The sequence below is a fragment of the Chamaesiphon sp. OTE_8_metabat_110 genome, assembly GCF_031382685.1.
Lineage (GTDB): Bacteria > Cyanobacteriota > Cyanobacteriia > Cyanobacteriales > Chamaesiphonaceae > Chamaesiphon.
On sequence record NZ_JANMZA010000270.1, the window covers coordinates 1 to 12,718 of the forward strand.

General features: G+C 46.7%; 13 protein-coding genes. 5 read left to right on the forward strand and 8 right to left on the reverse strand.

Annotated features, from left to right (window positions below):
• Positions 1-830: DUF362 domain-containing protein (locus RMO52_RS09685; protein WP_310413414.1), on the reverse strand; the 830-nt coding region annotated here is incomplete at its 3' end.
• A 79-nt stretch (positions 831-909) separates the two neighbouring features.
• Positions 910-1,341: an EamA family transporter gene (locus tag RMO52_RS09690; protein ID WP_309742399.1), complete on the reverse strand. Its 432-nt coding sequence runs from the start codon at positions 1,339-1,341 to the stop codon at positions 910-912.
• A 421-nt stretch (positions 1,342-1,762) separates the two neighbouring features.
• Between RMO52_RS09690 and corA the strand changes: the two genes are divergently transcribed.
• From corA to RMO52_RS09710, 4 genes are all read left to right on the forward strand, one after another.
• Positions 1,763-2,893 (forward strand): magnesium/cobalt transporter CorA, encoded by a 1,131-nt coding sequence (corA, locus tag RMO52_RS09695; RefSeq protein ID WP_309742397.1) that lies wholly within the window; start codon positions 1,763-1,765, stop codon positions 2,891-2,893.
• A 127-nt stretch (positions 2,894-3,020) separates the two neighbouring features.
• Positions 3,021-3,800 carry an ABC transporter permease gene (locus tag RMO52_RS09700; protein WP_310413417.1) on the forward strand — a complete coding sequence of 260 codons (780 nt, stop codon included), beginning with the start codon at positions 3,021-3,023 and terminating at the stop codon, positions 3,798-3,800.
• A gap of 346 nt (positions 3,801-4,146) precedes the next feature.
• Entirely contained in the window at positions 4,147-5,271 is a 1,125-nt protein-coding gene (locus RMO52_RS09705; protein ID WP_310413420.1) for a tetratricopeptide repeat protein, read from the forward strand.
• Positions 5,272-5,469: 198 nt separating this feature from the next.
• On the forward strand, positions 5,470-5,976 hold the full coding sequence (locus RMO52_RS09710) for a hypothetical protein (RefSeq protein ID WP_309738498.1): 507 nt from the start codon (positions 5,470-5,472) through the stop codon (positions 5,974-5,976).
• Positions 5,977-6,089: 113 nt separating this feature from the next.
• Here the strand turns inward: RMO52_RS09710 and RMO52_RS09715 are convergent, their stop codons facing one another.
• Positions 6,090-6,998: an ion channel gene (locus RMO52_RS09715; protein WP_310413423.1), complete on the reverse strand. Its 909-nt coding sequence runs from the start codon at positions 6,996-6,998 to the stop codon at positions 6,090-6,092.
• A gap of 13 nt (positions 6,999-7,011) precedes the next feature.
• On the opposite strand from RMO52_RS09715, the gene RMO52_RS09720 reads away from it, so the two are divergent.
• Entirely contained in the window at positions 7,012-8,013 is a 1,002-nt protein-coding gene (locus RMO52_RS09720) for an RluA family pseudouridine synthase (RefSeq protein WP_310413427.1), read from the forward strand.
• A gap of 108 nt (positions 8,014-8,121) precedes the next feature.
• Here the strand turns inward: RMO52_RS09720 and RMO52_RS09725 are convergent, their stop codons facing one another.
• The 5 genes from RMO52_RS09725 to RMO52_RS09745 all read right to left on the reverse strand — a co-directional run bounded on the left by RMO52_RS09725 (position 8,122) and on the right by RMO52_RS09745 (position 12,704).
• A complete protein-coding gene (locus tag RMO52_RS09725; RefSeq protein WP_310413430.1) occupies positions 8,122-8,940 on the reverse strand; it encodes a hypothetical protein in 819 nt (272 codons plus the stop codon).
• A gap of 566 nt (positions 8,941-9,506) precedes the next feature.
• Positions 9,507-10,109: an ATP-dependent Clp protease proteolytic subunit gene (locus RMO52_RS09730; protein ID WP_309737831.1), complete on the reverse strand. Its 603-nt coding sequence runs from the start codon at positions 10,107-10,109 to the stop codon at positions 9,507-9,509.
• 103 nt (positions 10,110-10,212) lie between these two features.
• Positions 10,213-10,875 carry an ATP-dependent Clp protease proteolytic subunit gene (locus tag RMO52_RS09735; protein WP_310413433.1) on the reverse strand — a complete coding sequence of 221 codons (663 nt, stop codon included), beginning with the start codon at positions 10,873-10,875 and terminating at the stop codon, positions 10,213-10,215.
• Between the two features lie 142 nt (positions 10,876-11,017).
• On the reverse strand, positions 11,018-11,689 hold the full coding sequence (locus RMO52_RS09740) for an ATP-dependent Clp protease proteolytic subunit (RefSeq protein ID WP_310413436.1): 672 nt from the start codon (positions 11,687-11,689) through the stop codon (positions 11,018-11,020).
• 283 nt (positions 11,690-11,972) lie between these two features.
• Positions 11,973-12,704 (reverse strand): response regulator transcription factor, encoded by a 732-nt coding sequence (locus RMO52_RS09745; protein ID WP_310413439.1) that lies wholly within the window; start codon positions 12,702-12,704, stop codon positions 11,973-11,975.
• Positions 12,705-12,718: the final 14 nt, after the last annotated feature.

Below are 12,718 nucleotides of genomic sequence, written 5' to 3' on the forward strand. Positions count from 1 at the left end.
TTTACTTCTGCATCGGACATCTCTTCGATGGGGCAGTAGTCGATGCCGACTTGCGACTCATCAGCCCCGACTGGAAACCCGATCGCGGTCAGACGATCGAGTTTGGTAAAATATTCTCCTGTGGCGATACAGGCCGATCGATCGACGGAGATTGGATCGGTACCGGAGAATATTTTACCAAACTCGATCGTCTGACCGCGATCGGGTTTCCAGTCGGGGCTGATGAGTCGCAAGTCGGCATCGACTACTGCCCCATCGAAGAGATGTCCGATGCAGAAGTAAACATCTTGGAGGACTTTGGGGACGGAGGGTTGGTGGAGTTGTCCGCGTGAATTGAGGCTGCGGGCGTGGTATTTCGAGCGAGGGAACAGTCCGTAGAGATTTTTGAGGGATGCGGAGATGAGGGGTTTGTCTTTGAGGATCGTCCGCTTGAAGGTGCCGACGGTAATGCGGCAATCTACTTGCTGGAGGAGTTCGGGTGCCCACATGGTTTTAAATCGGGCAGGAGTGGGGGCGAGATTGGGGTATTCGATGAGGGGCAGGGTATCGGCATCGAGAAGTTCCATGCCATCATCGAGCAGGGCGTACAGTCCATTTTTGCTGGCAATGTCGTGGAGGCTCACGGGCGAGCAGACGCCTTCGACGATCGAGATCTTAGCATTGGGGCTGGCTTGCCGGAGCGATCGTAAGATCTCGCCTAAGACGCCCATACTGACTGTGACGGGTGCGGCAACGGGATAACCGAGATTGGGTTTGACGAGAATCTGACGGGCGTTGTGGGCGGATGCTGGGGGTTGGTAGCTGAATGATTTGGTGGTGGCTGCGTACATGTAGGAAAGAAGACGATGGTGAGAGATAGCCCCAGTTGGAAAATTTTGGGGAGAGCGGATTGTGCCCAGAGTGACTGAGTTACAAGACTAAGACTAATGTACCGATCGCGATTAGGCAACCGCCGAGGATGACTTTGAATGTAAGTGGTTCGTGGAGAAATAGTGCCGAAAATACAATTACCATCATGACACTGGATTTGTCGATCGGGGCTACCTGGGCGGCTTTGCCAAGCTGGAGTGCCTGAAAGTAAAAAATCCACGAGCAACCAGTGGCAACGCCAGAAATAATCAGGAAAATTAGCGATCGAGTCGAAATTGTGGCAAGCTGGCTGAGGCTACCTTGAGCTAAGACGATCCCCCAAGCGATGAAGACAATTACGGCGGTGCGGATGGCTGTAGCTAAATTGGCATCGACATTTTCAATCCCAACTTTGGCAAATATCGTCGTTAATGCTGCAAAAAAAGCCGAAAGCAAAGCATAAATCCACCAAATATTCGAGCTATTTTCCATGTATTTATCGATCGAGATGGTACTAAGAGCGTCAGGGATGGAATCTGCAATATGGGATAATTACGACAATCCTGCTAGATCGGGGTATCCGGTAAATCTTCCAGATCCTCCGGCGCGTCCGCACTTACCAATTAGCCAACCTAATAATTCCAAATTTTGATAGTCGATCGTTTGTGTTGGCTTGCAGCCCCTATTAGTCTAACCGGATCGTGGTGGCGAGGAGATTGCCTCAGTGTAGTTTTAACAGCAGTATAAGTCTCCAGCTCATTGTCTACTAATTCAGGACTTGCTAGTTGCGAGCCTAAACTAGTCGAAGCCAAGGATAATGCTAGTGCTGTTAATGATGAGACTAATATTATTACTCTAGACACGAGTAGTACCAAATTGCTGTTTGATTTTTAGCTATTTTCGATTTAAAAACATGTCAAATCAAAGCTTTCCAACTACTTATCAGCCACCAGAAACATCTCGTTTGGATTATTTTTACGATCGCCCAGGTACTACACCCGGACAGCTAAATTTAGGTAAAAATGCGCTGCCAGCAGAGTTGGTGCTAATTGACTACGATCGCGATCGAGCCACCAAGGTTAGTATTACTAATCCAGCCGAAATTAGAGATTATCTCAGAACGCATACTGTTTCGTGGATCGATGTTTTAGGATTGGGAAACATGGCAACATGGGATGCTCTAAGTCCGATCTTTAATCTACACCAGATGTTGTTAGAAGATGTCGTCAATGTACCGCAGCGTCCGAAGGTAGAGCATTACCAGGATCAGTTATTGATTATTGCCATTATGGTCGTGCTTAGTCCCGATCGCACTAGCTTTACCAAGGAGCAAGTAAGTTTAGTATTAGGTAAAAATTATCTATTAACGATTCAAGAAGAACCCGAACAAGATTGTTTTCATGGTGTCCGGCAACGAATCGATCTCGATCGGGGCATTATTCGGACGCAAGGCGCTGATTATTTAGCATACTGCTTATTGGATGCGATCGTGGATGGTTATTTTCCAGTTTTGGAACATTATGGAGAACTAATCGAAGATCTCGAAGAAGAAGTCATGCTCCGTCCCGATCGATCGACGCTAGAAAAAATTTACAAAATTCGGCGCGAACTACTCACGATCAGACGGGCAATTTGGCCGCAGCGCGATGCGATCAATTCCTTGATTCGGGATGGTAGCGATCTAATTGGTAGTGAGGTTCAGGTGTATCTACGAGACTGTTACGATCATACTATTCAAGTGATGGATATGGTCGAAACTTACCGAGAGCTAGCGACAGGATTGATGGATGTGTATCTGTCCGCAGTTAGTAATAAAATGAACGAAATCATGAAATTACTAACTGTTGTCTCGGCAATATTTATCCCCCTAACCTTCATTGCTGGCGTCTACGGCATGAATTTCGATCGTGAAAAATCGCCACTTAACATGCCTGAGTTAGGTTGGTATTGGGGCTATCCTCTTTGTCTGGCTTTAATGGGCATTACCGCTGGTAGTCTGGTATTCTTCTTCTGGAAACGCGGTTGGTTTAAGTCTTCGATGTAGGGTAGGGAGTAGTGAATAGTGAATAGTGGATAGTGGATAGTGGATAGTGAATAGAGCCGGAATAATTGTTCAGTCTCCCAGTCCCCCAGTCTCCCAGTCCCCCAGTCCCCCAGTCCCACCATCTCCCATGATTCCTCGCATTTTAGATTTAACAGACATCGCCTGGGCGCTAGGCTTAATCGGGATCTCCATCGGGTTGTTGCAATGGCAACGCGTGGGATTGGCTGGGCAACTCACGATCGCGGCTGCTCGATCGATTTTGCAGTTATTGGTGATGGGTTTGGGTTTGCAGCTCGTCTGGCAACTGGACAATCCACTGGTGACTGTCGGTGGAATTAGTGTACTGGCGATCGCGACGACGATCGCTGCTAATAACCGAATTGGCGATCGAATGAAGAATTTGCTACCGATTGTCGGTGGCGCTATCTTTACGGGGCTAATAGTCGCGGTTGGGTATACAATTTTAGTGGTGATTAAGCCGACAAATTGGCACCAACCTCAATACTTGGTTTCCTGTGCGGGGATTTGTTTGGGTTATTTGCTCAATAATACAGCGATTGCGGGCGAGCGGCTGATTGGTGAGATCGATCGACATCAAGCAGAGATTGAAACTCAGCTTAGTTTGGGAGCATCCCCAGCTCAAGCAATCGCTACCTATCGCCAGACAGCTATTAAGTCGGCGCTAGTACCGACGATCGATACGCTGATGGTGACGGGTTTAGTCACGATTCCGGGCTTTTTGACTGGGGAATTACTCGCCCAGATTCAACCTGTTAATGCGGCTGGTTATTTAATTGTGGCGTTATTTGCAGTCATAGCGAGTAATACAATTTCTGCCAGTTTAGTTACTAGTGGCATCGTTAATCGTTGTTTTACTCAGTACGCTCAACTAAAATCATTCGATTAAAATAGATCGAGTTGGCGAGCGATCTAGCCTTGATGTTACGCTGGTAAACTCACGTTACAATAACAATGTCAGCAATTTACTCATCGTGGCGATCGATTTCCGCTCGCAATACAGCACTTTTCAGGTTATTGAGGTACAAGATCCCCGACTTCTTCAAGAAGTCGGGGATCTGAATCAGGGGTATCGTACCTTATTAAGTTGCAAACCGCTGTATATACCCGAGCCAGTCACGCTAGATTTTAGTTGTCTTGGCTACTCTCAGTTGTCACGATCGCCAGATATCGAGCGAATAAAAAATATTGAAACTTAGCAAATTTTACAACCTACTTTATCATATTATCTAACGATGAAACTATCAATTACTGTAAGTATTACTTCACTCATCCTAGTAGCTGCTACAGCGATCGCCGATTGTAATTATAGCTATGCTAATCCGCTCGGATCGACTGCTACTAGTCATAGCTATCGGGTAGCACAATCCGCGCAGAAACAAGCTGAAGATCTGCTATCATCAGGCAATCAGAAGTTTCGGAAAAAAGACTACAACGGTGCGATTGCTGACTTTTCTCAATCGATTCAAATTAGCCCTAACTTTGAGAAAGCTGTTTACAATCGAGCTGTTGCTTACGATCTATCTGGCAATCGCCAAAGTGCGATCGCTGACTATACTAAGTCGATCGAGCTAAACCCGCAGAATATCAATAGCTACTTTAATAGATCTGTTTCTCGACGGAAAAGTGGTGATAAGCAAGGCGCGATCGCCGACTTAAATCGAGTAATTCAAATCGATCCTAACTATGCAGATGCTTATCTAAATCGCGGTAACTTATTATTAGATGCTGGTGAAGCTACCGCTGCGATCGCTGATTTCTCGCAATTAATTAAACTCAAACCCAATCGAGCAGAAGGATATCTCAATCGCGGACTGGCTAAATATAAAATGGTCGATCGCGCTGGCGCACTGGCTGATTACGATCTCGCCATCAAAGCTAATCCTAATTACGATCTTGCCTATAACAATCGCGCTTGGACGAAATTAGAAATGGGCGATAATCAGGGTGCAATTGCCGATTACGATCGATTGATTCAGTTAAACCCCACTTACTCTAGCTATTACAATCGTGCTAATATTCGCCGCAAATCTGGCGATAATGCTGGGGCAGTGGCTGACTATACAAAAAGCATTCAACTCCAACCTAGCAATACTCTAGCTTACAATAATCGTGGTATCGCTCACAATAACCTCAAAGATTTTCAAGCAGCAATTCGCGATTTTACTAAAGCAATCGAGCTAAATCCCAATGCTGCTGATGCTTATTATAATCGTGCCACCGCTCGTCAGGGACTCCAAGATCGCGCAGGTACCATCAGCGACTTCAAAACTGCCGCTCAGATATATCAACAACTTGGCGAACGGAAAAAATCAACAGATGCACTCGCTCTAGCTTTCCAACTTCAAAACCAAAAATAATTAAATTAATTGAGAATTGAGAATTGAGAATTGAGAATTTGGTTGTTAGAATAGGGATTTAAAAATGCTCCTAACAACCATCCACTTAGAAGGTGGGGGATTTGAACCACTGCGTCTAATTAATTAATGAACTATACTAGCTAAGTTTTTCAGAAAATTGTAAACTGGTACTAACATCTTCGGTAGTCTCAACTTATCGTGATCGATCGCCAAAAACTTAAATCCCCACTGACTTCTCTAGCACTGTTATTTATTACCTATGCCACCTTTGGCTGGTTGTTACATGCTTGGACTAACGATCGTCAAGTGTGGTTGCTAGTTGGCTTGGGAACGATCGTTCTCGCTGGCATTGCTACTTTCCCCAGTCGGAGTGTCTCGATTGGGTTTGGCGGCTTTTTCAAGACTGATACGCGCGCCCTAATTCTGATCGTACTAGGTAGCCTGATGTCAGTTGTTTTACTCACATGGCTCCAATTTTTTGTAGATGCTGTGATTTTGTTTGCGGCTGGATTTTTAGTTAGCTTAGATTTGAAAACTCGCGGCTGGAGCGATCGTATCAGTTTAGTGGTGATTATTGGCTGGCAACTATTGGGAATGAGTGCCGGATTAGGATTAAATTATTTGTACCAACATCCGATAATGAACTTACCAGTATTTCTCTATACCGATTATTGGTTTAAAATACTCGATCGAATTTTTAAGTAGTGGCTATTAAACTCTAGGGTAGATCGAACGTCATCTTTTAGTTAGTGGATAGGAACCAAATGAATAGTGAACGACGAGTTAATTTAGGCTCGTCGAGCGGCTCGATGCGATCGCTATTTTTGCTCGACAATGGTTGAACTCGGGCGAACTTGATGGAAGAGGCTATAATCAAAGTAGCGATCGCCATTATCTGACTTATGAATGATGTTTTCAAAACTCCGATCGAATAAAATTTCTTGAGTAGCATAAACATGGCGGGCGGTAATCGTATAGGCGACTGTTTCATCGACACCACTAATTAACACGCTGATATTGGCATCGAGTCTCTGTAAATCTTGTGCATCCAAACCATAGAGCGGACTATCAGCATCGATCGGGTGCATCAGCGTCCATGTCAATACAAGGCTCGGAGTCCGCTGACGGAGCAACTTGAGTTCGTGAATCCGGCGCATGAATTCACCTTCATCAGTTACTTCATCGATAATTAAATAGATTTGAGCGTGAGCTTCTAAAATAAAATTGTGCCGCTCGTTAGCAACTCGAAACATCAGGGTTGGTTGACTATTATGAGTCGTAATAATGATAAAATTACTAAACAATACTTTGGCGATCGGTCGAGAAAATCTGGCAAACGCTAGTCCAGTTAACACCGCAATTAATAATAAACTGGCGATCGATTCGACGGTGACAATTGAATTTGCATAAAATGTCTTCGGATGAATCGCCCCATACCCGATCGAAGCTAATGTCTGGACGCTAAAAAAGAAAGCATCGCTAAATGAACCTGCCCGTGCGCCTTCTAAACAATCGCCACCAGCTAAATATGCCAACGCAAACAGCGTATTGAGCAACAGATACGTCAAAGAAACGATCGCCACAAATCCCAGCCAGGGAACTGTCAACAGCAAATGGTAGGGATCGCGCCAATGATGATACCACCGTCCCATCCCATGAATGACAAATCTGCCAGCTTGATTTTCCAGTCGGATGAGCCGCGAGTGAGGACGAAATTTAGTTTTCATACCAGCAATTTAGATGAATATATTCAACCCAGTCGAAGTCAATAATTTTCCCACATTTGAGGACAGTAGTTTTGCTGCCAACCTGTTACCGCAGCAAATCGAACTCATCGTCGCAGCCACGGATCTAAGCGAATCTCGATTGGATTTGTGGCTGAGCGCACAACTCCCAGAATTTTCCCGCTCGCGGTGGCAAAAACTGATTTCCCAAGGTCATGTCAGGATCGCCGATCGAGTTTGTACTGACAAAAAGTATAGATTAAAAGCTGGCGATCGAGTGTATGTCTCCATACCGCCGCCCGAAGCGATAGATCTCGTGCCAGAATCGATTCCCCTCGATATCCTCTACGAAGATGCCCATCTAGCGATCGTCAATAAGCCAGCGGGAATGGTAGTTCACCCTTCGGCGGGACACAGCACGGGGACTCTAGTTCATGCGCTCCTAGCTCATTGTCCCCTCTCGCAGATCGGCGGTATTCAGCGTCCCGGCATCGTCCACCGCCTTGACAAAGATACCAGTGGGGCAATCGCGATCGCCAAGACCGATTTTGCCCACCAGCACCTGCAACAGCAGCTTCAGGCTAAAACAGCACGGCGCGAGTATTTAGGGGTAGTCTACGGCACACCAAAGGTTGATAGCGGCACAATCGATTTACCCATCGGTCGTCACCCTGTCGATCGTCAAAAAAATACGATCCTCGCACTCGATCTCGGTGGCAAATCGGCGGTGACACATTGGCAGATTGAAGAAAGATTGCGAAGTTTTAGCCTGATTAGATTTCGGCTGGAAACTGGGAGAACTCATCAAATCCGGGTACATGCCACCAAAATGGGACATCCGATCGTCGGCGATCCCGTCTATGGTACGGGGAGATCGATCGGCGTCAAGCTACCAGGACAAGCTCTGCACGCTCATCGTCTCGAACTAATCCATCCCGAAACCGGAGAGTTAATTAGCGTAACAGCACCAATTCCCGCTTATTTTCAAACATTAGTTCAGGTACTCCGCAACCGTTAGCTTTAGGCTTTAGGCTTTAGATTTTAGGTTTTAGGGAAGAAGGGTAGAGGAGCGATTACTGGATTGTCGCTCGGACGAGCGATCTACTTGCCTCGATCGGATTCCAGGTTAGACTTGTTGTTCTCGATCGGGACTATCGATCGGCATCATGAAGCTGGCAATATTATTTATGTTGCCATTGGGAGCGAGAGTGTTGGCATCGACCACTGGCCGCTGATAATTGGGATCGACGATCGCTTTGAGCGTATTAAATAACTGACAATTAGCGGGCTGAATCCGAATGCGCTCTAGTTTTGTTGGTTCGGAGTGACTGAAACTACCTCGTCGTTGGATCGATTCGAGTTGTAGCGAGCTGCCTCGATCGAGCTGAGCCTCAGTTGACTCCAAATTAGCTACTGGGTTGCTCCCCACTCGTGCCGTGTTGTGAAGCAACAAGGAGTGATAATGAGATTGAAACGGTGCCGACTCTTCAGGATTGAGATACTCGCTATTGAGGCGCACTATTGGCATCGGTGGCAATTGAGACGCTGGTGGCGCTGATGGGGCATCTTCTGGCAGCGGCATCGCACTGACAGCGAGCGCATCTTCAGGTCCAGTTACCACACCGACATCAGTTAGTGCTGTTGCTGCGACTACTGCGATCGATCGGGGTAATGGTTGCGGGATTTTTTCAAAAATCTCTCGCTCGTACTCCGGTGTAAATTGGTAACGAGGATTGCCAAGTCTGTGCCAGTCTTTGAGAATATTTTCGACAGATACGATCTTATATCGTCCTCGATATAGAGACTCGACGATCGCTTTGAGAATCCAAGTAGGATCGTATTGCTTTAGCCAAGTTGCTAAGATGGTATCGATTTGATGACCGTCGAGTTCTAGACCATAGATCTCGATCGCAAGTTTGATAAAGTCTCGGTGAAAATCGCTCATTGACACATGAAATCCTTGGTACTCCCCGTTCGCAATTAGCTGTAAACATGGCTTAACTAGCAAGTACGATCGCGGCTGAATTACTAATACATAAGAACTAAAACTTTACTCATCTCAGCTCGTGCTTTCGATCGAGTAGTTGGCAGTTAAGTTGTAGGTGAGGAGATATTGACTTTACTGCCGATTCGTCTCTACTTCTCACTCCTAGCAAGACACAGTACGATGACAGCTTAATTTGTTGGCGTAATTATTTATGTGCCCCAGTTTACACTAGTTTGAAGTTTTTTTGTACCTATCTATACTAAATCAAAAGTTACCCTTTTGTGGTCATTTTGAAGTATTTTTCAAAAACTCTAAAACTCTTTTGATTGATACTGAGATTTGGAGCGATGGATGTACCATTAGCATAAACAGTCAAAATTTTACAAAGATCGTTCCTAACTCAGACAGATATTTAGCATCGTAATGTTCCTAACTTATGGAAAATCCCCATTCTCAATCGAACGTTAGTTCTAAATGATTGAGAATGGGGATGTGTCGATTGAAGCCGATATCGTAGCTCGGAATTAGCGAACGTTAGCGGTTTCCACTACTTTGTCGATCAGTCCATAAGTCACAGCTTCGGCTGCTGACATGAAATTATCGCGGTCGGTATCCTTTTCGATCTGCTCCAAAGTTTGACCAGAACGTTCTGCCATCAATTTATTGAGCAGAGTCCGCGTTTCGAGGATGTGCTTGGCTTCGATCTGAATATCCGATGCCTGCATCCGTCCGGTGCCACCGAGGGGCTGGTGAATCATAATCCGCGCATGGGGTAGTGCCAACCGCTTGCCAGGAGTCCCCGCCGCCAGCAGGAACGAACCCATCGAAGCAGCTAAGCCGACGCAAATAGTCACTACTTCTGACTTGATGTGCTGCATCGTGTCATAGATAGCCATTCCGGCAGTGATTTCACCACCGGGGGAGTTGATATAGACATAGATTGGTTTGCTGGAGTCTTCCGAATCTAGATACAGCATATAAGCTACGATCGCATTTGCCATGCCCGCATCAACTTCCTCAAATAAGAAGATAATCCGCTCGCGGAATAATCGATCGTAGATATTAATCCACTGTTCGTTAGAACTACCAGGCAGACGATATGGAACGCTAGGGACGCCGATTGACATAGTGATTAGGGGATAGGGGATAGGGGATAGGGAATAGGGAATAGGGAAATGGTAGGGTAAGACAGAAAGGACGCGAGCGTCCGAACTCACTAACCCCTAACCCCTAACCCCTATCCCCTAAAGTAAGATCTTTCGAGCTTTCGAGAACTCGATCGATCAGTCCGTAGGCTTGGGCTTCGTGGGCTGTCATATAAAACATCCGCTCGCTGTCACTTTCGATTTGCGCGGGGGACTTGCCCGTAGTTTGTGCGAACACATCCACGATGGTGGCTTTTTTCGCCAAGACTTCAGCAGCATTGACAGTGATATCCGAGGCTTGTCCGCGACTACCCGCCCGAGTCGGCATTAGACCGATGGTAGCGTTGGGTAAGCTCGCCCGTTTGCCAGGAGCGCCAGCAGATAGTAGCAGTGTCGCAATCCCCATTGCCTGACCCAGACAAATCGTATAGACTTCCGACTTGATGTGTCTGATGGTGTCATAGATTGCCAATCCCGCCATGACTGACATCATGCCAACTTCTACCCCAGCCATTCCCGCCGCGACAGGATCGCCCAAGGAATTGATATATAAATAAATCGGCTTGGTATTATCGACTGACTCCAGGTACAGCAAGGACGAAACCATACTATTTGCCAGCCCATCGGTAATCGGCTGATTGAGAAAAATAATCCGCTCCTGGCTCATCCGCGTGTAGATATTAATCCACTGCCAATAAGAACTCCCCGGAAGGTTATATGGTACGTTTAAAGTTCGATCGACTGCCATGGGATAGAGGGTAGGGGTTAGGTTTTAGGCTTTAGGCTTTAGGCTTTAGGCTTCAGAAATGTAGGGTGGGCAATGCCCACCGTCTAGGCTTCAGGCTTAATAATTAATTTCTAATCTCTACCCGTTTGCCGATTGCTTACCTTTACACTAGAGCAGGAATCGCTGTCGGTAGATCTTTGACACTGTTGAGGACGATATCGATCAAGCCGTATTCCTTGGCTTCTGCGGGTGTCATGTACAACATCCGATCGGTATCTTTAGCGATTTTCTCGGCTGATTGACCAGTGCTGTGTGAGAAAATGTCTAGGATTGCGGCTTTATTGTCGAGGACTTCTTTTGCCCTAATTTGAATGTCGCTGGCTTGCCCCTGTGCCCCACTACGCGGCTGATTGAGGCCGATCGTCGCATGAGGTAAACTCGCCCGACAACCTTTAGTCCCTGCGGCCAAAATCATGGCGGCGGTACCCATTGCCTGACCGATACAAATCGTATGTACGGGCGGTTTGATGTAACCCAAAGTATCGCAAATCGCAAAAGCTTCAGTTTCAAACCCGATCGAGTCGCCAGTATACCAAGATGTCCCGGTGGAGTTGATATAGAAGTAAATCGGTTTGTCGGGGTTGTCAAATTGGAGGTATAACAACTGGGCGATCAACAGTTTGGTAGGATCGTAGCCCATTTGCCGCTTGTAGTCATCGGAAGATACGAGCGGGCCACCCATGTAGACGATCCGCTCTTTCAATAACAACGAGGGTAAATCTGGTGGCGGTGTCCGGTAATAGCTGTCGCCGCCGTAATATTGGGACTGTACCATGTCTTTATTCCACTAGATCGCACTTTATGTATCTATGGTAACTCGCGATCGGCTGGTGGCGGTGGGTTGATAACCGATTATCTCGGATCTTGGATCGAAACAGACTTACTAGTATTTTAGTGGATAGTGGATAGTGGATAGTGAATAGTACGGTCTTGACGAATTTGTATGCGGAGGAAACCTCCACACAATTCTTTGCTGGTGCAAGATGTGAGTTATCTCATAGGTAATCCGATCTCATGCGCTCGCGGCTGGGATTAAAAGCCAATCTGCACCTAAAATATTAGCCGATCGGGGCTTTTTCTTCCTCGCGATCGTTCTGAAGTTCCAGACAATAACCCGCACCGTAGATCGTCTTGATATACTTGGGACGGCGCGGATCGGGTTCCATCTTCGTGCGGAGGTGGCGGATGTGAACGCGAATCGTCTCGATATCATCGTCTGGATCGTAACCCCAGACCTCCTTGAGAATCTCACTAGGGGACACTGTTTGCCCGTGTCGCTGGAGTAAACAGTGCAACAGTTCAAATTCGAGGTGCGTCAGCTTGATCGTCGCCTGACGCCAAATTGCCTCAAAGCGTTCGGGTACTAGCGTCAGTTCCCCATAGTTAAGGATCTCGCTATGTTTGGCGGCTTGGGGAATGCGATCGGTTCGCCGGAGCAATGCCCGCACCCGCGCCAGTAGCTCCTCGATCTCAAATGGTTTGGTGAGGTAGTCATCCGCACCAGCATTAAATCCTTCGACCTTGTTCTGTGTCTGACTGAGCGCCGTCAGCATCAACACGGGAATGTCTGAAGTGCGATCGTCCCGTCGCAACCGCTGGCAAACGGTATATCCATCAACTTTAGGCAGCATCAAATCTAGGACGATCAAGTCTGGCTGGATTTGGAGCGCCATTGCCTGACCCTGAATACCATCAGGCGATTGGTTGACCTCATACCCAGCCATTTCGAGGTTAATACAGACTATTTCAGCGATCGCTGCATCATCATCGATGACTAGTATTCGAGGCATGTTCGAGTAATTTT

Coding starts and splice junctions, on each gene's coding strand:
- RMO52_RS09725 (WP_310413430.1), bottom strand. CDS start 8,940: ATGAGCGATTTTCACCGAGACTTTATCAAACTTGCGATCGAGATCTAT.
- RMO52_RS09700 (WP_310413417.1), top strand. CDS start 3,021: ATGATTCCTCGCATTTTAGATTTAACAGACATCGCCTGGGCGCTAGGC.
- corA (WP_309742397.1), top strand. CDS start 1,763: ATGTCAAATCAAAGCTTTCCAACTACTTATCAGCCACCAGAAACATCT.
- RMO52_RS09730 (WP_309737831.1), bottom strand. CDS start 10,109: ATGTCAATCGGCGTCCCTAGCGTTCCATATCGTCTGCCTGGTAGTTCT.
- RMO52_RS09715 (WP_310413423.1), bottom strand. CDS start 6,998: ATGAAAACTAAATTTCGTCCTCACTCGCGGCTCATCCGACTGGAAAAT.
- RMO52_RS09735 (WP_310413433.1), bottom strand. CDS start 10,875: ATGGCAGTCGATCGAACTTTAAACGTACCATATAACCTTCCGGGGAGT.
- RMO52_RS09690 (WP_309742399.1), bottom strand. CDS start 1,341: ATGGAAAATAGCTCGAATATTTGGTGGATTTATGCTTTGCTTTCGGCT.
- RMO52_RS09740 (WP_310413436.1), bottom strand. CDS start 11,689: ATGGTACAGTCCCAATATTACGGCGGCGACAGCTATTACCGGACACCG.
- RMO52_RS09745 (WP_310413439.1), bottom strand. CDS start 12,704: ATGCCTCGAATACTAGTCATCGATGATGATGCAGCGATCGCTGAAATA.
- RMO52_RS09705 (WP_310413420.1), top strand. CDS start 4,147: ATGAAACTATCAATTACTGTAAGTATTACTTCACTCATCCTAGTAGCT.
- RMO52_RS09720 (WP_310413427.1), top strand. CDS start 7,012: ATGAATATATTCAACCCAGTCGAAGTCAATAATTTTCCCACATTTGAG.